This window comes from Microbacterium sp. Y832, from assembly GCF_057669765.1.
Window position 1 is genome coordinate 381,219 of sequence record NZ_JBYHFM010000002.1, and the last position, 20,428, is coordinate 401,646.

Sequence of the window (20,428 nt, forward strand, 5' to 3'; positions counted from 1 at the left end):
TCCCCGACCCCTGTTCCAGGGGTCGACACGTCGCGATCTGGCGTGTAAAGGCCGGTCACGTCCTCTTTCGGCGCCGCGCCAGCATGAACGCCACCACAGCACCGATCGCAACGAGCGCGCCGACGATCACGACGATGATCCACGGAAACCCGCTGTCCGCACCCGTTTCGGCGTCGTCCGTCGCGGGCGTCGCGCTCGGCGTCGACGACGGCGTCGCACGCGTTTCGTCGACGGTCACGGTGGTCATCGCGAGCACCGTCTCGCCGTCGCCCACCGTGATCGTGAAGACACCGGGCTCGGTCGCGGTGAATTCGGCGGCCGCTCCGCCCCCTGCCACGGGCACCGCGACGATCGTGGCGCTCGTCGACTCGTACGACAGCAGCCCGCCCGGCGTCCCGTCGAGACCGAACGTCGCCTCGGCGAGCGCGCCCAGCCCCTCGGCGGCCACGGTCGCACGTTCGCCCACCCCGATCGTCTCGGGCGATGCGACGATCGTCGCGGCACCCGGTCCGGTCTCGATCGGTGCCGTCACGACGACCGACGTCGCGGCCAGAGTCGTGCCGCCCTCGATCACCAGGATCTCGAACGTCCCCGCCTCGGTCGCGGTGAACTCCGCTTGCGCGGTGCCCCCGCTCGCGGCGACCTCGATCGACACACCCGATGCACCGCCCGCCGCCAGCAGGCCACCCGTCGGGGTGCCGAGCTCGAACGAGACCGAGTCCGGGCGACCGAGGTCCGTGGCCGTGATCGTCGAGGTCTGCCCGACCGTGATCGTCTCGGGGCTCGCCGTCACGTCGACGAGGATCGTCGCCGCCGCACTGACGGGCGTGAACGCCGCAAGGGCTGCGAGCGCCGCAACAGCAAGGACGGACGTGACTCTTCTGAACATGGACGACTCCCGGGTGAACTGCGATGGCCGTCCTCCAGTCTGCCCGGGATGCCGCCCCGATCCCAGCTGAGCCGGCGCTTGTCCGAACATCTCGCTCCTGTCAAGCCTCCTGTTCCGGCAACACCCGTGGTGTTGGCTGTTCACACCACGACCCCGACGAGAGGAGCCCGTGTGCCCGCGACGCTCGGTGTCGAAGAGGAATACGTCCTGCTGGATCCGAAGACCCTGCGCCCTGTCCCCCTGGGCGCCGATGCGGTCCGAGACCTCGCGCCCGCCACCGTGGGCGGCGCCGTCCACAGGGAGTTCTCCTCGTCGCAGCTCGAGTACTCGAGTCCGATCTGCCGCACATCGGCTGATGCGCTCGAGGCGATCGGTGGATTCCGCCGCCGGCTCGGCGAGTGGGCGAGGGATGCCGGCGTGCTCGCCGCCGCGACCGGCACACCGTTCGACGTCGCCGCCGACACACCCCCCACCGCCGACGAGCGCTACGTGCGTATCGGCGAAGACATCGGCGGACTCACGACCGATCACCAGATCAACGGTCTGCACGTGCACGTCGGCATCGCGGACCGCGAGGAGCGCGTGCGCGTATCCAACGCGCTGCGCCCCTGGCTTCCTGTTCTGCTCGCTCTGTCGGCGAACTCTCCGTTCTGGCGGGGCCTCGACACGGGCTTCGCGAGCTGGCGCGCTGTGCACAGCCGACGCTGGACGACGTACGGCATCCCGCCGCGCTTCCGCGACGCCGCGCACCACGACGACACGGTCGCGGCTCTGCAGGGCATCGGCGCCACGAGCGACCCTGCAACGATCAACTGGAACGCGCGCCTGTCACCGGGTTATCCCACGGTCGAAGTGCGCGTGTGCGACGGGCAGCTCGACGCATGGTCGACGATCGGACTCGCCGTGCTCGTGCGCGCGCTGACCGAACTCGCGGCGACACATGAGCTGCACGACAACGAAGCCGTCTCGCTCGATGCCGCGCTGTGGCATGCGTCGCGGTACGGCACGAGTGCCACGCTGGTCGATCCCGCGACGGGGCGCCCCGCCCCCGCACCCCAGGTGGTGCGCGGGCTGTACCGCCTGGTGCTCCCCCACATCGACGATCCGCTCGATCGCGCGAGCGTCGAGGACCTGCTCATCCACGCCACGTCCGGCCGCACGGGCGCCGACCTGCAGCGGCACGCGCTCGCGGCAGGTCCCGCAGCGCTTGCCGACCTGTACCGATCCGAGCTCGTCAGACTGCCGGCATCCACCCCCCTGTCCGCCGCGGTCGTCGCCTGATCGCGCTGCTTCGAAAGGGATGCCCGTCAGACGGCCCGTCCGAGGACGAGCCCCGCAAGGGCGAACGTCCCGGTGATCGCGAGCATCCCGACGGCGTTGAGCAGGGCGCCCCACGCGGCACGCCGTCGCAGCAGGGCCACCGTGTCGAGCATCGCCGTGCTGAACGTCGTGTAGCCCCCGAGCACGCCCACGCCCAGGATGAACAGCCACGGCGTCGAAAGGACCGCCGAATCTGCGAGCCCGGTGGCAAGGCCCAGAAGCAGTGATCCGCTGGAGTTGACGACGAGGATGCCCCAGGGAAACCGTCCGCTCGCTCGACGCATGACGAGGCCGTCGACGACGAACCGCAACGCCGCGCCGAGCCCTCCGCCGACCGCCACGAGCAGGAACAGTCCGGGTGTCATGCGGCCGCCTCGTTCGACGCCCGACGCCCCCGGAAGATGCGCCCCGCGATCATGAGACCCGCGGCAGCACACGCCAGACCCGCCGCGACGCTGCCGAGCGCGTACGCGAGCGCCACGAGCGGCTGCGTCTCCACAAGCAGCACGGCATCGGTCGCGAGCGCGCTGTACGTCGTGAAACCACCGATCGCGCCGGTGCCGACGAACAGTCGCACATCACGCCGCGCCGCGGTCTCTTCTGCACCCAGCGACGCCACGAGGAAGCCGAGCGCGAAGGACCCGACCAGGTTCACGGTCAGGACACCCCACGTCACTCCCCCGCTCGGGAACGCGAGGACGATCGCTTCGCGCGCGGCCGTGCCGATGACGCCGCCGGCGAAGACGAGCAGGATCAGCCGCGGCCGTGCGAACGGGGGCCGCGCGGTCCTGCGCTCGCCATCAGTCACCCGGCCCACCCGTCGACACGCCGCCACGGAAGAAGTCGACACCGAGATCGGCGTGGTCCACGAAGACGCCGTCGACACCGGCGTCGCGGATCACCGCCCACTCCCCCCTCCAGTCGCCGAAGGCGGACCGCAGAGGACCGGACCTGAACTGACCGATGAGAAAGGCGTTCTCGGGACGGCACGTCCACGTATAGACGCGCAGACCGCGATCGTGCGCATCCGAGACGATGCGAGAGGGGCCTGTCAGCCGCCCGAGCTTGTCCGGCGCGAGGATCATGCGCTTGTGCACGCTGATGCCGTCGACGACGCCGACGAGCCGGTCGAGTCCGTCGGGGGCGGCTGTCTGCCGATACGTCGGTGCGTCCACACCCTCCGCGACGACGAGGTCGACGGGCCGGCCCGTCGCCTCGAGAAGATAGATGTAGGTCGCCGGGATGCCCCACTCGCGCAGTCGCACGAGCACGGTGGACTCGAACGACTCGATCGTGAGCGGCAGCTCACCGCCGGCCCACCCGGCTTCGCGGAGCTCCGTCGCGACGAGCTCCGCGACATCCCAGCCGAGTGAGCCGAAGTAGGTGGGGTGCTTGATCTCGAGCACCACTCTTATCTCTCGCCCCTGCTCGAGCGAGCGGGCGCGAACGAGATCGAGCACGTCACGCAGCCGCAGCACGGCCTGCTCGTCATCGAACGTCGCGCTGGCGGGGCGCAGGTCGGGCAGCCGCTCGCGGCATCGCAGCGTCGATATCTCCTCGGCGGTGAAGTCCTCGGTGAACCATCCCGAGAGCTCGACGCCGTCGACCGTTTTCGACGTATGCCGATCGGCGAACTCCGGCCGGTCGGCGACGTCGGTCGTCGTCGAGATCTCGTTCTCGTGTCGCACGACGAGCACGCCGTCGCGCGACACGACGATGTCGGGCTCGACGGCGTCGACTCCCATCGCGAGCGCGAGGTCGTACGACGAGCGGGAGTGCTCGGGGCGATACCCGGGCGCCCCGCGGTGCCCGATGACGAGCGGAAGAGGGCGCGACACGATTCCAGGCTAGCCCCGGGCTCGTAGCCGTCTCACAGCGTGCAACGGTCAGTGCCCGGCATACGTCCGATATCGTGGATCGACAGCACGATGATGCCACCCATGACTTTGGAGTGTGAGAGCAATGGCCCTCAACAATCCCGCCTTCAATAATCCGGCCTTCCAGGATGAGCGCGCTGTGCGCACCTATCCCGGCGGGCAGCAGGCCGCGACCCTCTCTTCCGCCCAGCAGGCGGGCGTGAACGCCGCGAACCAGGCTCAGCTCGAGGGCATGTATGCCGCCCCCGCCGCGGGAGCCCTCGAAACCGACCGGATGTCGTACGAAGACACCATCTGGAAGACGGTCGGCCTCTTCGGGATCCTGCTTGTCACCGCCGTCGTCGGCTGGGTCTGGACGTTGGCGCCCGTGACGGTCGCCAACCCGTCGCCCACGATCGTTCCGTGGATCGTCGGCGCACTGGGCGGCTTCGTTCTCGCGATGGTCGTCATCTTCACGTCGCGCAAGACGATCCGCCCGCCGCTCATCGCTGCCTACGCGGCGTTCCAGGGTCTGTTCGTCGGAGGCATCTCGGCCTACTTCGAGATGATGTTCGAAGGCATCGTGCTGCAGGCGACGCTGGCCACCCTGTCGGTCGTCGGCGTCACGTTGGCGCTCTTCGCGAGCGGCAAGATCCGTGCCTCCAAGCGCGCGACGAAGATCTTCATGATCGCGATGCTCGGCTACCTCGTCTTCTCGCTCCTGAACCTCGGTCTCATGGTCTTCAACGCCCCGATCGCCGGCGGAGCCTTCGGCCTGCGCAGCCTGGAAGGCCCGCTGGGCATTCCGTGGGGTGTCATCATCGGCGTCTTCGTCGTCATCATGGCGGCGTACTCGCTCGTGCTCGACTTCGATTCGATCCAGCGCGGCGTCCGCAACGGCGCGCCCCGCAAGTACGGCTGGCTCGGCGCCTTCGGAATCATGGTCACCGTCGTGTGGCTCTACGTCGAGATCCTGCGCATCATCGCGATCATCCGCGGCAGCAACTAGCACGCATCATCTGCATCATCGAAGGGGTCGCCCACTGGGCGGCCCCTTCGTCGTTCCTGGCGCCGATCGGCCTATAGTGACGGCATGAGTGCGCTGCAGCATCCGTCCCGTCGGATGCGCGCGGTGTGCGGCCTGCTTCTGGCCGCGGCGATCGCACTCGCGCCGGCGCTCCTGTCCCCTGTCGTCGAACGCGCACCGGACGTCGCGACAGCCTTCGCCGCGTCGTACGAAGCGGCGAGCGGTGCCGTGGTCGCACCCGCCGAGCGTCTCGCAAGCGAGCTGCGGGATGCACCGGTGCGGCTCGCGCTCGGAGGCCTGCTGCTGGCGGGGCTGCTCGCGACCGTCGGCTACGGCGTCGTCTACGGCCTGAGCTGGCTCGCCCGTCGTCGCGGGCGCGCGCCCGAGGGCGCTGTGCTCGCGGCGACCCTCTCCGCCGCCGCGAACGTCGCCTACGCTGCGGCGATCCTCGTGCTGTTCTCCCGCGTCGATCCACTGTCGATCGAGCGGGGTGCGCCCGGGGCACTGTGGCCGCTCGTGATCCTGCCGATGGTCGGGATCGCCGCGGCGGTTCTGCTCGTGGTCGTGCTCGCGCGCGCGTGGCACGCGGGTGACGGATCGACCGGACACCGCGTCGCCCTGTCGTTGGCGGCCGCCGCCTCACTCGGCTTCACGGCATGGCTCATCGTGCGCGGGCTGCTCCTGATCTGATGGGGCGCCTGCGCAACCCCCTGGTCGCCCGCATCCGCCGTCGCTACCGTGACGCGCATGACGCCCTCCGCCTCCACCGCCGAGACGCTCGAGATCGCCGGTCATGACGTGCGCATCTCGAGCCCCGAGAAGGTCATCTTCCCCGACGTCGGCCTCACCAAACTCGATCTCGTGCGCTACTACCTCTCCGTCGCCGACGGAGCCCTGCGCGGCGCCGGCGGACGCCCCATGGTGCTCAAGCGCTTTCCGAAAGGCATCACCCACGAGCCGTTCTTCCAGAAGCGCGTGCCCGAGAACCACCCGGACTTCATCGACACCGCCGTCCTGCAGTACGCATCGGGAAGATCGGCCGAAGAAGCAGTGATCCGCGATGCGGCGGGCCTGGCGTGGATCGTCAACCTCGGATGCATCGACCTCAATCCCCACCCTGTGCGAGCCGACGATCTCGACCGGCCCGATGAGCTGCGCATCGATCTCGACCCTCCCTCGTCGTACTCGGCAGAGGGGCCCGACCGCGGCGTCGGATGGTCGCAGATCGTCGACACGGCCTTCGTGGCGCGCGATGTGCTCGATGCCGTGGGGCTGGTCGGCTGGCCCAAGACGAGCGGGTCGCGCGGTCTGCACATCCTCGTGCGCATCGCACCGGAATGGGACTACGCACGCGTGCGGCGCGCGGCCGAGACCCTGGCGCGCGAAGTCGAGAACCGCGCGCCCGGGCTCGCGACGGCGCGGTGGTGGAAGGAGGAGCGCGGCGAGAGGGTTTTCGTCGACTTCAACCAGAACGCGAAGGACCGCACCGTCGCGTCGGCGTACTCGGTGCGCCCCGTGCCCGATGCGCGGGTGTCGACACCGCTCACGTGGGATCAGCTGCGCGACTGCTGGCCCGAGGATTTCACCGTGCTCACGGTGCCTCGGCACGTGGCCGAGCACGGTGACCCGCACAACGGGATCGATGACGCCATCGGTTCGCTCGATGCTCTGCTGAGGCTGGCCGACGAGCTCGGCCCCACCGAGAAGCCTCCGAAGCGCGACAGCGACGACGGCCGGCGCCGCTCGATCATGCCCCTCATCGAGGTGGCCAGGACGAAGACGAAGCCCGAGTCGCTGGAAGCCCTCGACGAGTGGAGACGGCGACACCCCGAGGTCGCTGAGGCGCTGCACCCCGCCGACGTGCTCATCGACGGCATGCGCGGATCGAGCTCGCTGTGGTACCGCGTGCGCATCAACCTGCAGCACGTTCCCGAGCCCGAGCGTCCGCCGCAGGAACAGCTCATCGCCGATTACGATCCGTGGGCGGGCCGCGGTCCTGGCGTCGGGCGGCCGTCAGACTGAGCCGGGGTTCTCCTCTGCATGCCGGATTCGTCGGCTCGGGCGGGAGAGGACGTCGCGAGCCGCCTGGGCGAGCGCGGCCATGGCGTGCTCGGGGTCGACCGCGCGGGCGGACTGCGTGCCTTCGACGGCGAGGCGGTGGTGCAGCTCGGGGTCGGTCAGCACCTGGGTCAGAGCCTCGGCGAGCGCATCGACGTCCCCGTCGGGCACGAGCACTCCCCCTCCCCGTCCGAGCAGCTCACGCGGACCGTAGGGCGCGTCGTACGAGACGACGGGACAGCCGTCGGCGAGCGCCTCGACGATCGACAGGCCCTGACCCTCGTACGCCGACGTCGACAGGTACGCCGACGCGGCGCGCAGGGCGCGCTCCGGGTCGTATGTCGTCCCCCGCAGGACGACGTTCGCGACGAGGCCGAGCTCGTCTATGAGAGCCTGAAGACGCTCGTGCTCGGTGCCGTCCCCGTAGATGTCGAGCTGGGCCTCCGGCACGCGTTCGACGACACGGGCGAAAGCCCGCACGGCATGGTCGACGCGCTTTCCCGGGGCCAGCCGGTTGAGCATGATGACCCGGCCGGGCACGCGCTCGCTGTCCGGCGCAACGGACGCCACCGCGGGCACCCCATGCGGAACGACGACGTGCACGCCCGCGTCGCCGAAACGCTCGGCGACGTCGGCGCGCTGCGCGTGAGTGGGCCACAGCACGGCGTCGAACCGCTCGGCGAGGGTGAACCACCGCTCCCACAGCGCGTTGACGGGGGCATCCGCCGTGTACGGGGGCTCGAGGTGCACCGTGTGGATCGTGTGCAGCAGGCGCACCGCGGGGTCGTCCCACCCCGCGAGCAGTTCGCCGAGCTGGCGCGACTCGCAGATGACGACGACGCCGCGCGCGGGGTCATCGGTGCGCAGCTGCGCGACGACCTCGGCGAGCCACGCGCGATAGAGGGCGCCGAAGCCGTCGAGCACGCCGATGTCAGCGCCGGCGGCATCATGCACGACGACCGGCGCATCGCTGATGTGCCAATCCGGGTCGCCCGCGATGACCGGAAGGCTCACCACGGGCCGCCCCTCCTCGTCTGCCACGAGGCGGTAGCGCAGAGCGGGGTCACGCTCACCCGTGCGCGCGGCGCGACGCAGCCACGCCGCCGCACCCCCGCGGGGGTCGGCCGCCTCGTCGAACAGGTTGCGCATGCGATCGGGCGCGACGACGAGGTCGCGCCCGGCGAACGTCGCGCGGTGTCGTGCGTGCTCGCTCGGTGACCCGGGGTCGACCGTCAGCAGCAGCGGTCCACGTCCGCCGTGCACCCCCGCGGCCGCCATCTGGCGCGCGCGGGCGAGGGTCGCGAGCGTGTAGCCGCCGTCCAGGTCCGGAATGAGCCGGCTGGAGAGGATGACGTACTCGGCATCGGGGAACTCGGTCACCCCCTCATCCTCTCGCAGCCTCGCGCCCACGTCAGCGGGTCAGCGCACGCCACCCTCGTCGGCGACGCGGTCGATCAGCCGGCGCAGGATGCCGCCATCCTGACGGATGCCGTCGTGCTCGAACTCGTTCGTGACCCAGAGGTGGCAGTTCGGAAGGAACTCCGCCGTCTCCTGCGAGAACGAGAGGTCGACGTACATGTCGTCGTAGTAGACGGCAGCCGCCACGGGCACCTCGTTGGCGGCGAGCACATCGCGGTCGTACAGCCGCGTGTGCTCTTCCTTCCGCGCAATGACCTCGGCCGCACCGCGGAACGGACGCAGCGATGCGATCTCGTCGAACATCCACGGAAAGAACATCTCGCCCGTGAAGGGCAGCGGCCGCACACTCGGGTCGAACGCGGGCAGTCCGTCGCGCACGCGCTGCGCCGCCCAGTTCGTCGCACCGCTGCCGTCGGCGTAGATCGATTCCTGGAGCACGGCGAACAGCGGATTGTCGACGTACTGAGTGAGCGCTTCGATGCGGCGCAGAAATGCCTCGGACAGCCGCTCCGGCGCCGAGAAGGCCTCGTCGAACAGCCAGTGCATCCGCTCGGCACCGGTGCCCGTCCCCAGATCGATGCCGATCGTCTGCAGGCGCCGCGTCGTGAGCCGGTCGCCTCCGGGAAGGCGCACGTCCTCTGCGTCGAGGAGGTCCGCGATCCTGGCCGTGATCGCGGCGTCGGCGGGATACCTGCGGTAGAACTGCGCCGTCTTGCCGGCGACGCGGGGGAAGGTTCGGCGGTAGACCTCGACGGCATCGGGTCGCGTCGAGGTGAGCCCCCCCCGTGACGTAGCACGCGCGTAGCGCCTCGGGATGGGTCGAAAGGTAGCTCAGCGTGATGAACCCGCCGAAGCTCTGTCCCAGCGTCTCCCATCGCATGCCGCCGAAGACATGTTCGCGGATGTGCTCGAGATCGGCGACGATCGAGTCGGCGCGAAAGCAGAGCAGGTACGCGGCGGCGTCTTCGTCGGTCATCGCCGCGATCGTCGCCGCCTCGACGCGGGTGGACCGGCCCGTGCCTCGCTGATCGTGCAGCAGCACGCGGTGGGTCTTGAGCGCCTCGGCGATCCAGTCGGTGTCGTGCGGCATGGGGCGGGGGGATGCGCCCCCGGGGCCACCCTGCAGGAAGACGAGGACCGGCAGGTCTTCGCCGCCGGGGCGGATGACTTCGCGAGCGAACACGTCGATCGTGCGGCCGCCGGGGACAGCCCAGTCCAGCGGCACGGCGACGGTGTGGTCGCGAATGTGAAGATTACGTACGGCGTACTCAGAAGCGCTCATGACCGGGCCTTTCTCTGTCATTTCAGTCGTCAGCGAGTTTCGGCGGCAGTGGCGGCCCGGCACAGTAATATGTTACAGATTGCAGACAGGCGTCATCGCGGTTCCCCCAACTCCGTATGACGCTCTCCCCCACAAAGAAGTGAAGGTACGCAATGACGCATCATGGGTTCGCGCCGCGGCGCAGGGGTCGTCAATGGTCCATTGTCGCAGTCTCGGGATTGCTGGTCGCGGGCCTGGCCGTGACCGATTCGGCCGTCATGGCCTCCGAGCAGCCCAACACCGACCCGTTCGTCGTGGAACCACTGGACGCGCAGGACTGGCAGAACCAGTACGACATGACATGGGACGACTGGACCGATATCCCCGACACTCAGTGGAACGACCCTGACGTCGCTCCGTCCGAAGGCGGCCTCAGCGTCGCACTCATCGCGGTGGACTTCCCCGATCAGCCCTTCGTGATGACGCTGCCGAAGGGCTCCGATCCGTTCGGCAACCCGCAGATCGACCCGATCCCGCGTGACGACGTTCCCGAGTTCTACCGTTCGCACTACATGGAGCCGAACGAGATCAACAAGGGCCGTACGATCCATGAGTACTGGATGGAGCAGAGCCGTGGGACCTACGGCATCGACTTCATGGATGCGTACGGGCCGTACGAACTGCCCCGCAACCTCTTCGAGTACGGCCTCAACGAGTGGGGTCAAAACGACTCCTGCCCCCCAGGCGAGACCTGCAACGGCCGGATGGACAACGACGTCGTCACGCAGTGGCAAGCCGGGATGGCCGCCGAGGCCGGCATGACGCCCGCCGCGTGGTGCGCCGCGAAGACCGCCGAGCTCGGCGGCAACGCGCGCAACTGCGGCTACGACGTGCTGCTGCGCATCTACGCCGGCTATGACGAGACATCGATCTGGCAGGAGTTCGGCCAGATGATGTTCCCGACCAAGGAGTCGGTGCCCGACGCGTGGGGCCCGCCCGCCGAGTTCGACCCCGAGAACACGATGCCCAACTGGGCGCCCACGCGCTACGTCGAGTGGACGTCATGGCGCGCCGCCGCCCAGCAGTGGGGCCTCTCCTCGATCCGCCAGGCCGAGAGCTCGGGCACGATCACGCACGAGATCGGGCACTTCTTCTTCCAAGTCGGCGACAACAACAACAACCCGTTCTCGCACCTGCAGAACCCGCCCGCGCCGCTGCGCCGCGTGGGTTCGGCGCCGTGGGACATGATGGATCGCGGTTCGTTCAACGGTCCCGGTGGCCACCACATGCGATGGGTCGTCCCGGCGAACCAGGGCGGCTGGAGCCCGTCGGGCCTCATGGTGCGCAACAAGCGGCACATGGGCCTGCTCCCCGAAGAGAACCTCGTGCGGGTCACGCGCGACGGACTCGACGACACCGGCCTGATCCTCGACACCGTCACCGCTCGCGCCGTCGACCCGGGTGTCGAGGGAACATCGGGACTGTGGATCGAGTGGCCGCACGCCGACGACAAGACCCCCGCGTGCGACATCAGCACCGACCCGATGTGTGACGGCGGCTCGTGGGACAACTACACCCTCGAGGTGATCGACCGGATGGGCTTCGACTCGTTCAACCCCGACAGCGGCGTGCTCATCGCGAAGAACAAGTGGGGCAATGCGCAGGATCCCGCCGGTGGTGGCCACCTCGGCTACCGCAACGGCGAAGACTCCCTGTGCGGCCACAACTGCCTCAACTGGGTCATCGACGCCAACCCCGAGGACATCCAGATGGTCGACTACTACAAGCCGACCGTCCCGGGCGAGTGGGCCACGGGCGGCGAACCGGTCATGGCGACGATCGCCGATCACCGCCAGCTCAACGACGCCCTCTTCAAGGCCGGCGAGAAGTCCGGCTCGCAGAAGGAATGGATCGACGAAGCCAACCGGCTGCACTTCTACGTCGTCGACACGCAGCGCGATGACGAGGGCGTGCTCAGCTACACCCTCGCCGTCCGTTCCCTCGACGGCGCGGGACCGCACACCCGCGGCGTGAGCACGACCGATGTCCGGGCGAAGCTGTACGAGCCTCGCCAGGCCGCCACGTGCACGTTCCCCGTGACCAACACCGGCAGCACCGCGGGGATCGACGCGGCGCTTCACCCCAGCGATGTGTCGGCGAAGGTCGACGGAGACGTCTACCGCCTGTCCGCCACGGCCGATGGCGCGGGCTGGAACGCCGAGCTGGCCAACACCCTCACGGCGGCCCGCACGGGCCAGTCCGCATCGGTGCCGGTCTACGTCTATCCCACGGGCGACGCGGCCGACTCGACCGTCGTGACGCTCACCGCGACGAGCGAGTCCGACCCGTCGAAGACGGCGACGGCGGAGTGCACGGTCGACACGGCGCTCCTCGAGAGCGACCCCGAGGTCGCACTCGACGCCCAGGTGACGCCTCGCTGCCTCGGCGGCAAGGTGTACGCCTCGGTCACGGTGCGGAACGAAGACACCGTTCCCTCCGCGGTCACCGTCCGAAGCGCGTACGGCGACAAGACGTTCGCCTCGGTGCAGCCCGGAGCGACGGCCAGTGTCTCGATCAACACGCGCACGGCGACGTTGTCCGCCGGTGATGTGCAGATCAGCGGCGCGGCCGACGGGCGATCCGATCACGGCTCGACCGTCACCTATCCCGCGTTCGCCTGCGATTGACGCGACGGAGCGGCCCGTGTTCCCGCGGGCCGCTCCGCCGTCCTCGCTCCCGAAGGAGCACTCATGAGCCGAGCACGCCTCGCGCTTGCCACGACGCTCGCCGCGGCGGTCGTGGTGTTTTCCGGCTGCGCCGGCACCCCGGGCGGTGCCCCCACCGCCCGTCTGCTGCTCAAGGACGGCGAGAAGCGTGTCGCGGGTGAGCCGTGCAACGGGTCGGGACCGTATCGCGACGTGCACGCGACGGCATCCTTCACGGTCCGTGACGATGACGGCGACGTCATCGCCGAGGGCACGATCCCCCAGGGAACCGCCGAGAAGATGATCGACGTCGATTTCGACGGTCTCGCCGAACCGACCGCGTGCGTCTTCCTCCTCGACGCCGCCCTCCCCGAGGGAATCGAGGTCGCCTACCTCGATACGGGTGACAGAACGGACATCGTCATGATGCCTCATCGCGAAGACGGCGTGTGGGAGGCGATCCTCCCGTGAGACGCCTCCTCGCCGCCCCCGCTCTCGTCTGCGTGCTCGCACTCAGCGCCTGCACATCGGCGACCTCACCCGGGTCGACCCTGCCCGGTCCCGTGCCGTCGGGTGTCCAATACCGCGCGATCGACACGGATGCCGCGCCACAGGCACCCGATGCCGAGGTGACGCTCCTGGACGGCACGGTCATCTCGCTCTCGGACCTGTGGAGCGACCGCCCCGTTCTGCTGGCGTTCACCGAGACGTGGTGCGACTTGTGCGCCGATGCGCAGGCAGAGCTCAACGACGTCGTCGAGACGTACGGTGATGCCGTGACCGTCATCGCCGTCTCCGAACGCAGCGACGTCGAGCAGATGACGACGTATGCGCGTGACAACGACGTGGAACACCTCATCGCCCGTGATCCCGCCGGCGCGGCGTGGCAGGCCTATGCCGTGACCGAGCCGCCGTTCCTCGCCGTCATCGGCGCCGGGGGTACGCTTCTGCGCGGCTGGCGCGGCGTCATCAACGACCTCGACGACGCCGTCGACGCGATCCTCGTCGACCGGATGCCGTCAGGCGACTGACCGGGTCACTCGGGGCGCCCCGACCACCAGCCCAGCGTGTGGTAGATGTGGCGCTGCATGAGCACTCGCGCACCCTTGGCGTCTCCCGCGTCGAGCAGGCTCAGCAGCTCGAGGTGCTCGGCGGCGGACTCTTCGAGCTGCCGCGATTCCAGCAGTGCGGACAACCCCACGAGCCGCGTGCGAGAACGCAACTCGGCGACGGTGTCCACGAGCAGATCGTTCCCGAGGATCGCGGTCAGCTCGAGGTGGAAGGCGCGGTCGGCTTCGAGGTAGGCGCGCAGGTCGCCCGCTTCGGCCCCGGCGATGATGGCGCCGGCGAGCTCTTGGAACTCCGGCATCCGCTCACGGGGAAAACGCCGCGCGAGTTGTTCCATCGCGGGTGGCTCGAGCAGCTGTCGCACTTCGACGATCTGCCTCAGTCCGTCTCGGCTGACCTCGGTGACGCGGAAGCCCTTGTTCTTGACCGCTTCGACGAAGCCGCGCCGCTCGAGCTCGAGCATCGCCTCTCGCACGGGGGTCGCCGAGACGTCGAACTTCGCCGCCAGGGTGGGCACAGAGACAAGCGTTCCCTCGGCGAGCTCGCCCGAGACGATGCCCGCGGCGAGGGCGCGCTCAACCGACTCGCGGATGCTGCGTGGCATCTCCAGCGGCGTGATGCCGAACTCCGATGCTGACATCGGTCTCCTCACAGGAGGCGGGGCGCGAACGCCCGGTGGCGTCCAGTGTCGCACGTGGCGCGCTCGGGCGCCGCGTGGATCACTCCCATTCGATCGTGCCGGGCGGCTTGGACGTGACGTCGAGGACGACGCGGTTGACGTCGCGCACCTCGTTCGTGATCCGGTTCGAGATGCGTGAGAGCACGTCGTACGGCAGCCGCGTCCAGTCCGCCGTCATGGCGTCTTCCGACGAGACGGGGCGCAGCACGATGGGGTGGCCGTAGGTGCGGCCATCGCCCTGCACCCCCACGGAGCGGACGTCGGCGAGGAGCACGACAGGGCACTGCCAGATCTCGCCGTCCAGGCCCGCGTTCGTGAGCTCTTCGCGCGCGATCGCGTCGGCGTCGCGCAGGATCTCGAGTCGGTCGGCGGTCACTTCGCCGACGATGCGGATGCCGAGCCCGGGGCCGGGGAACGGCTGGCGCCCCACGATCGCTTCGGGCAGCCCGAGCTCGCGGCCGATCGCGCGCACTTCGTCCTTGAACAGAGTGCGCAGCGGCTCGACGAGCTCGAACTGCAGGTCTTCGGGCAGGCCCCCCACGTTGTGGTGGCTCTTGATGTTCGCCGTGCCGCTGCCTCCGCCCGACTCGACGACATCAGGGTAGAGCGTGCCCTGCACGAGGAACCGGATGGGCTCGCCTTCGGCGGCGGCTTCGGCGATGAGGTCGTCCTGCACCTTCTCGAAGGAGCGGATGAACTCGCGGCCGATGATCTTGCGCTTCTGCTCGGGGTCGCTGACACCGGCCAGCGCCGAGAGGAACTGCTCGCGCGCGTCGACGGTCACCAGACGCACGCCCGTCGATGCGACGTAGTCGTTCTCGACCTGCTCGCGCTCTCCCTTGCGCAGCAGGCCGTGGTCGACGAAGACCGCGACGAGCTGGTCGCCCACGGCCTCGTGCACGAGCGCCGTCGAGACGGCCGAGTCGACCCCGCCGGACAGCGCCGACAGCACGCGACCCGTGCCGACCTGCGCGCGGATCCGTTCGATCTGCTCGGCGATGACGTTGCCGCTGTTCCAATCGGCGGGCAGCCCGGCCGCCCGGTGCAGGAAGTTCTCGATGACCCGCTGCCCGTGGTCGGAGTGCTTGACCTCGGGGTGCCACTGCACGCCGTAGAGCCGCTTGTCGTCGTTGCCGAACGCGGCGACCGGGGTCACGGCGGTCGAGGCGAGCACGTCGAAGCCCTCGGGCGCGCGCGAGACCTGGTCACCGTGACTCATCCAGACGTTCTGCTGCGCGGGCTGGCCACCCAGCAGCACGCCGCCGTCGTTCGCGATCGCCGCATCCGTCGCACCGTACTCGCGCAAGCCCGTGTTCTCGACCTCGCCGCCGAGAGTCTTGGCCATGACTTGGAAGCCGTAGCAGATGCCGAGCGTCGGCACGCCGAGCGTGAACACGTCGGCGTCCAGCGCGGGCGCTCCCTCGGCGTACACCGACGACGGGCCGCCCGAGAGGATGATGCCGACGGGGTTCTTCGCCGCGATCTCAGCAGCGGTCACGGTGTGCGGCACGATCTCGCTGTAGACGCCGGCTTCGCGCACGCGGCGGGCGATCAGCTGCGCGTACTGCGCCCCGAAGTCGACCACCAGAACGGGTCGCTGCGAGGTTTCGGTCTGCTCGGTCAACGTGACCCTTCCGTTGCGGGGATGGTGGGGGGAGAAGCCTCGGCCGCTTCGCGCGCCGCGAGGTACTGGCGCACTTCGCGAGACACACGCGCCTCCATGAAGAACGACAGCAGCGGCACGATGCCGCCGAGCGCGAGGACGATGAAGCGCAGGAAAGGCCAGCGCATGAGGCTCCAGATGCGGAAGCACGAGAACAGGTACACGACATAGAACCAGCCGTGCACGACGAGGATCGCCAGCGAGACGTTGAAGCCGTCGCCGACCGAGATCATCTCGCAGGAGTTGGTCATCGGCAGGAACAGCGACCACCACTCACAGCCGGGGCCGACGATGACGGGCGCGAGCCAAAGGAAGCCACCGGATCCGCCCACGAACAGCTCGAGGTGCAGCGGCGTGTACTTGAGGATCATCTCGGCAACCAGCAGCAGCAGGCCGACGCCGGTGATGACCGAGCAGATCTCATAGAACTTCAGGGCTCCGCGGATCGCCGGGAAACTGGCGAGTTTGGGGGGGCGGGGCATGGAGTCCAGTTTACCCGGGCTACGCAGGGCTTCTTTCCCCCTCGGCAGCCGCATCCTCGAGGTCTTCGGTCTCTTTCTCCCACGCGTCCTTCGCGAGGCGATACCAGAGATAGAACGCGAAGCCGGCGAAGATGACCCACTCAGCGGCGTAGAAGATGTTCAGCCAGTTGACGGGCGAGCGCTCGGCCGGCGGCGGCGAATCGATGTCGACAAGACCCGCGGGAGCATCGGGTGAGGCGATGTACCCCCGGTACACGTCGAGACCCTCCGTGTCGTGCCAGCGGCTCAGCAACGCCGGACTCGCCATGCGGGTCAACGTCAACGGGTCGGCTTCGCTGCGCGGTGAGGTGGGTCCTTCGTCCGAGATCAGCCGGCCCTGAACCGTCACCGTCGCACCGCCGGCGGCCTCGGCATCGAGTTGTGCGGCCGCGGACTCCGCCTGCTCGAGGGTCGGGGCCCACCCCACGGCGACGGCGATCGAGGTCGGCTCGAGGATGCCGTCGATGCGCAGCTGGCCCGTCACCCAGAAGCCTTCTTCGCCGCCGTTGAACCGCGAAGCGACGATCAGGAAGTCGCCGGGGACCCAGGCGCCCTCAACCTCGACGCGCTGTCCGACGAGCGGCTCGGGCACGTACTCCCCCGGCGCGGCGACGTCGGCGAGTGGGCGCTGCACCTCGGTCGCACCCGGCGGCGGAGGATCGGTGTCGATCGCGTTGGACAGCTGCCACTGGCCGAGCCAGGCGAAGACACCGGCCACGACGAGGCACAGCAGCAGCATGCCGATCCACCGCGGCCGCAGCATGACCTCACGAAGCGTCGGCGGAAAGATCTCAGGCACCGGCTCCGCACCCCGGCCGTCGGTTCCTGAGCGCGCCGAGGGGTCGCCCCCCGCCGGACTCATCATCCGCCCGTGTAGGGCGCGACGACGACCTCGACGCGCTGGAACTCCTTCAGGTCGGAGTACCCGGTCGTGGCCATCGACTTGCGCAGCGCGCCGATGAGGTTGGCGGTGCCGTCGGCGACGGGCGCGGGCCCGTAAAGGATCTCTTCGAGGCTCGCGACCTGGTCCACCCGCACCCGGCGGCCGCGCGGAAGCTTGGAGTGGTGCGCTTCGGGGCCCCAGTGGTAGCCGCGCCCCGGCGCATCCGTCGCGCGCGCGAGCGCGACACCGAGCATGACGGCGTCGGCGCCCATCGCGAGAGCCTTGACGATGTCGCCGGACGTGCCGACTCCGCCGTCGGCGATGACGTGCACGTATCGCCCGCCCGACTCATCGAGGTAGTCGCGGCGAGCGCCGGCCACATCGGCCACAGCCGTCGCCATCGGCGCGTGCAGACCGAGCGTCGCGCGCGTCGTCGAGGCGGCTCCGCCGCCGAAGCCGACGAGCACGCCCGCGGCGCCCGTGCGCATGAGGTGCAGGGCCGCCGTGTAGGTGGCCGCTCCGCCGACGATGACGGGCACGTCGAGGTCGTAGATGAACTTCTTCAGGTTGAGGGGCTCGTCGACGCTCGAGACGTGCTCGGCGGAGACGGTCGTGCCGCGGATGACGAAGAGGTCGACGCCGGCCGCGACGACGGTCTCGTAGAGATCTTGCGTGCGCTGCGGCGTGAGGGCGCCGGCCACGGTGACACCGGCCTCGCGGATCTCGGCGAGACGATCACGCACCAGCTCGGGCTTGATCGGCTCGTCGTAGAGCTCTTGCATGCGCTGCGTCGCGGCGGCCTTCTCGAGCCCCGCGATCTCGGCGAGCAGGGGCTCCGGGTCGTCGTATCGGGTCCACAGGCCCTCGAGGTCGAGCACGCCGAGCCCGCCGAGCTGACCGAGCATGATCGCCGTCTGCGGGCTGACCACGGAGTCCATCGGCGCGCCGAGGACGGGGATGTCGAAGCTGAAGGCGTCGATCGTCCACGCCGTCGAGACGTCTTCGGGATTTCGCGTGCGCCGCGAGGGGACGACCGCGATGTCGTCGAACGAATACGCGCGACGCGCGCGCTTGGCCCGACCGAGTTCGATGTCCATGCTCACGCCCCCAGCCTACCCGCCACGGCTGACACCGCTGCGGGCGTTCAGGCGGCCGAGTAGCGGCCCGAACTCTCGGCGCGCGCCCGCGCCTTCGCGGCCTCTTCGTCACGGTTCTTCGGCGGCGCCGCCGTCACGAGCTCATCGAGCAGGTGCTGCGTCGCATGCTCGATCGCGTGCACGGCCCGAGCGAAGGCGTCCTGATTGGCCCGCGACGGCTTCGTCGTCCCGGCGATCTTGCGGACGTACTGCAGCGCCGCCGCATGCACTTCCTCCGTGCTGGCGGCGGGCTCGAAATTGTGAAGCGTGTGGATGCTGCGGCACATGCCGCCGACGATACGCCGGGGCGCGGCATCCGTCACCCCTCACCCGTCGTGAGACGGACGCCGCCCGGTCACCTCTTGTAGTTGGGCGCCTCGACGACGATCTGCACGTCGTGCGGGTGGGACTCCTTGAGACCCGCCGCCGTGATGCGCACGAACTTGCCCTTGGACTTGAGTTCGTCGATCGTGCGAGCGCCGACGTAGAACATCGACTGCCGCAGGCCTCCGATGAGCTGGTAGGCGACGGCCGACACCGGCCCGCGGTAGGCGACCTGGCCCTCGATGCCTTCGGGGATCAGCTTGTCGTCGCTGGGAACGTCGGCCTGGAAGTACCGGTCCTTCGAGTACGAAGTCTTCTTGCCGCGGGTCTGCAGCGCTCCGAGCGAGCCCATGCCGCGGTACAGCTTGAACTGCTTGCCGCCCTGGAAGACGATCTCGCCGGGCGACTCGTCGGTGCCCGCGAGGAGCGACCCGAGCATGACCGTGTCGGCGCCCGCGACGAGTGCCTTCGCGATGTCGCCCGAGTACTGCAGCCCGCCGTCGGCGATGACCGGCACGCCGGATTCGCGCGCCGCGAGGAACGCCTCGTAGATCGCCGTCACCTGCGGCACGCCGACGCCGGCGACGACGCGTGTCGTGCAGATCGAACCCGGTCCGACGCCCACCTTCACCGCGTCGACACCCGCGTCGATGAGCGCCTGCGCACCCTCGCGCGTCGCGACGTTGCCGCCGATGACGTCGACGTGATCGAAGGATGCGTCAGCCTTGATGCGCTTCACGATGTCGATGACGCCCGCCGACTGTCCATTGGCCGTGTCGACGACGAGGACGTCGACACCCGCGTCGCGCAGGGCCTCGGCACGCTGCCATGCATCGCCGAAGAAGCCGATCGCCGCGCCCACGCGCAGTCGCCCGTGCTCGTCCTTCGTGGCGAGCGGGTACTTCTCGCTCTTGTCGAAGTCCTTGATCGTGATGAGACCGGCGAGCTTGCCGTCGTCGTCGATGAGCGGCAGCTTCTCGACGCGGTGATGCGCGAACAGCGCGATGACGTCGTTCGCGCCGATGCCGACCTTGCCGGTCACCAGCCCTTCACTGGTCATGACGTCCTTGACAAGGGTCGTCTGCCGTTCGAAGCCCGAGACGAACCGCATGTCTCGATTGGTGATGATGCCGAGCAGGCGCCCCTCTTCATCGATCACGGGGAGCCCCGAGATCCGATACTGCGAGCACAGAGCGTCGACCTCTTCGATCGTGGCGTCGGGGGTCGTCGTGATCGGGTCGGTGATCATGCCCGATTCGCTGCGCTTGACCCGGTCGACCATCGCGGCCTGCTCGTCGATGGACATATTGCGGTGGATGATGCCGAGCCCGCCCTCGCGAGCGATGGCGATCGCCATCCGCGACTCGGTCACCGTGTCCATGGCGCTGGACAGCAGCGGTGTCGCGACGGTGATGCGGCGCGTCACCCGTGAGGAGGTGTCGGCCTCGCTGGGGATGACGTCGGTGTGGCCGGGCAGCAGCAGGACGTCGTCATAGGTCAGTCCGACGAAGCCGAAGGGATCGTTGTGCTCCATGGGGTCTCCTGCGCGGTGCAGGTCTTGCACGGCGCGTAGTGCTCGGGGGTGAACGGCGACGGCCGGTGCACACGCGGAACCTGCC

At 69.2% G+C, this 20,428-nt stretch carries 20 protein-coding genes and 1 pseudogene; 7 read left to right on the forward strand and 14 right to left on the reverse strand.

Annotation, left to right across the window (positions count from 1 at the left end; translation table 11 throughout):
• Positions 1-55 precede the first annotated feature (55 nt).
• Entirely contained in the window at positions 56-889 is an 834-nt protein-coding gene (locus AC25YV_RS04635; protein WP_488122664.1) for a hypothetical protein, read from the reverse strand.
• Between the two features lie 171 nt (positions 890-1,060).
• Between AC25YV_RS04635 and AC25YV_RS04640 the strand changes: the two genes are divergently transcribed.
• On the forward strand, positions 1,061-2,170 hold the full coding sequence (locus tag AC25YV_RS04640) for a carboxylate-amine ligase (protein ID WP_488122665.1): 1,110 nt from the start codon (positions 1,061-1,063) through the stop codon (positions 2,168-2,170).
• Positions 2,171-2,196: 26 nt separating this feature from the next.
• Here AC25YV_RS04640 and AC25YV_RS04645 read toward each other — a convergent pair whose 3' ends face one another.
• Genes AC25YV_RS04645 through AC25YV_RS04655 form a run of 3 tightly spaced genes read right to left on the reverse strand, consistent with a single transcriptional unit; the run spans position 2,197 to position 4,047 of the window.
• Entirely contained in the window at positions 2,197-2,574 is a 378-nt protein-coding gene (locus AC25YV_RS04645; RefSeq protein ID WP_488122666.1) for a fluoride efflux transporter FluC, read from the reverse strand.
• Positions 2,571-3,017, reverse strand: coding sequence for a fluoride efflux transporter FluC (locus AC25YV_RS04650; protein ID WP_488122667.1), 447 nt, complete (start codon positions 3,015-3,017; stop codon positions 2,571-2,573). Before AC25YV_RS04650 ends, AC25YV_RS04645 begins: the two co-directional genes overlap by 4 nt.
• On the reverse strand, positions 3,010-4,047 hold the full coding sequence (locus tag AC25YV_RS04655) for a glycerophosphodiester phosphodiesterase family protein (RefSeq protein ID WP_488122668.1): 1,038 nt from the start codon (positions 4,045-4,047) through the stop codon (positions 3,010-3,012). The genes AC25YV_RS04650 and AC25YV_RS04655 overlap by 8 nt, the downstream gene beginning before the upstream one ends.
• Before the next feature lie 124 nt (positions 4,048-4,171).
• Here AC25YV_RS04655 and AC25YV_RS04660 point away from each other — a divergent pair, with 124 nt between their 5' ends.
• The 3 genes from AC25YV_RS04660 (at position 4,172) to AC25YV_RS04670 (ending at position 7,114) form a co-directional block, all read left to right on the forward strand.
• Positions 4,172-5,074, forward strand: coding sequence for a Bax inhibitor-1/YccA family protein (locus tag AC25YV_RS04660; protein WP_488122669.1), 903 nt, complete (start codon positions 4,172-4,174; stop codon positions 5,072-5,074).
• Positions 5,075-5,158: 84 nt separating this feature from the next.
• On the forward strand, positions 5,159-5,782 hold the full coding sequence (locus AC25YV_RS04665) for a hypothetical protein (RefSeq protein WP_488122670.1): 624 nt from the start codon (positions 5,159-5,161) through the stop codon (positions 5,780-5,782).
• A 57-nt stretch (positions 5,783-5,839) separates the two neighbouring features.
• On the forward strand, positions 5,840-7,114 hold the full coding sequence (locus AC25YV_RS04670; RefSeq protein WP_488122671.1) for a DNA polymerase domain-containing protein: 1,275 nt from the start codon (positions 5,840-5,842) through the stop codon (positions 7,112-7,114).
• Here AC25YV_RS04670 and AC25YV_RS04675 read toward each other — a convergent pair.
• The 3 genes and pseudogenes from AC25YV_RS04675 to AC25YV_RS04685 form a co-directional block, all read right to left on the reverse strand.
• Positions 7,106-8,530: a glycosyltransferase gene (locus AC25YV_RS04675; RefSeq protein ID WP_488122672.1), complete on the reverse strand. Its 1,425-nt coding sequence runs from the start codon at positions 8,528-8,530 to the stop codon at positions 7,106-7,108. The genes AC25YV_RS04670 and AC25YV_RS04675 overlap by 9 nt on opposite strands.
• 39 nt (positions 8,531-8,569) lie before the next feature.
• The gene (locus tag AC25YV_RS04680) at positions 8,570-9,202 is read right to left on the reverse strand and encodes a hypothetical protein (RefSeq protein ID WP_488122673.1); all 633 of its coding nucleotides are present in this window, start codon (positions 9,200-9,202) and stop codon (positions 8,570-8,572) included.
• Positions 9,203-9,206: 4 nt separating this feature from the next.
• A pseudogene (locus AC25YV_RS04685) lies at positions 9,207-9,872 on the reverse strand (alpha/beta fold hydrolase); the annotation flags it as partial.
• Positions 9,873-10,090: 218 nt separating this feature from the next.
• Between AC25YV_RS04685 and AC25YV_RS04690 the strand changes: the two are divergent.
• From AC25YV_RS04690 to AC25YV_RS04700, 3 genes are all read left to right on the forward strand, one after another.
• Positions 10,091-12,517 (forward strand): hypothetical protein, encoded by a 2,427-nt coding sequence (locus AC25YV_RS04690; RefSeq protein ID WP_488122674.1) that lies wholly within the window; start codon positions 10,091-10,093, stop codon positions 12,515-12,517.
• 63 nt (positions 12,518-12,580) lie between these two features.
• A complete protein-coding gene (locus AC25YV_RS04695; RefSeq protein ID WP_488122675.1) occupies positions 12,581-13,006 on the forward strand; it encodes a hypothetical protein in 426 nt (141 codons plus the stop codon).
• Positions 13,003-13,566, forward strand: a complete 564-nt coding sequence (locus AC25YV_RS04700; protein WP_488122676.1) for a TlpA family protein disulfide reductase — start codon at positions 13,003-13,005, stop codon at positions 13,564-13,566. Before AC25YV_RS04695 ends, AC25YV_RS04700 begins: the two co-directional genes overlap by 4 nt.
• A gap of 5 nt (positions 13,567-13,571) precedes the next feature.
• On the opposite strand, the gene AC25YV_RS04705 is transcribed toward AC25YV_RS04700, so the two are convergent.
• The 7 genes from AC25YV_RS04705 to guaB form a co-directional block, all read right to left on the reverse strand.
• Positions 13,572-14,243, reverse strand: a complete 672-nt coding sequence (locus AC25YV_RS04705; RefSeq protein WP_488122677.1) for a GntR family transcriptional regulator — start codon at positions 14,241-14,243, stop codon at positions 13,572-13,574.
• A gap of 79 nt (positions 14,244-14,322) precedes the next feature.
• Positions 14,323-15,906, reverse strand: coding sequence for a glutamine-hydrolyzing GMP synthase (gene guaA / locus AC25YV_RS04710; RefSeq protein ID WP_488122678.1), 1,584 nt, complete (start codon positions 15,904-15,906; stop codon positions 14,323-14,325).
• Positions 15,903-16,427 (reverse strand): DUF3817 domain-containing protein, encoded by a 525-nt coding sequence (locus AC25YV_RS04715; RefSeq protein ID WP_488122679.1) that lies wholly within the window; start codon positions 16,425-16,427, stop codon positions 15,903-15,905. The genes guaA and AC25YV_RS04715 overlap by 4 nt, the downstream gene beginning before the upstream one ends.
• Positions 16,428-16,446: 19 nt before the next feature.
• Positions 16,447-17,229: an SURF1 family protein gene (locus AC25YV_RS04720; RefSeq protein WP_488122872.1), complete on the reverse strand. Its 783-nt coding sequence runs from the start codon at positions 17,227-17,229 to the stop codon at positions 16,447-16,449.
• A gap of 98 nt (positions 17,230-17,327) precedes the next feature.
• On the reverse strand, positions 17,328-18,446 hold the full coding sequence (locus AC25YV_RS04725) for a GuaB3 family IMP dehydrogenase-related protein (RefSeq protein WP_488122873.1): 1,119 nt from the start codon (positions 18,444-18,446) through the stop codon (positions 17,328-17,330).
• Between the two features lie 47 nt (positions 18,447-18,493).
• Positions 18,494-18,772 carry a DUF2277 domain-containing protein gene (locus tag AC25YV_RS04730; protein WP_488122680.1) on the reverse strand — a complete coding sequence of 93 codons (279 nt, stop codon included), beginning with the start codon at positions 18,770-18,772 and terminating at the stop codon, positions 18,494-18,496.
• 68 nt (positions 18,773-18,840) lie between these two features.
• The gene (gene guaB, locus AC25YV_RS04735) at positions 18,841-20,343 is read right to left on the reverse strand and encodes an IMP dehydrogenase (RefSeq protein ID WP_488122681.1); all 1,503 of its coding nucleotides are present in this window, start codon (positions 20,341-20,343) and stop codon (positions 18,841-18,843) included.
• Between the last annotated feature and the right edge of the window lie 85 nt (positions 20,344-20,428).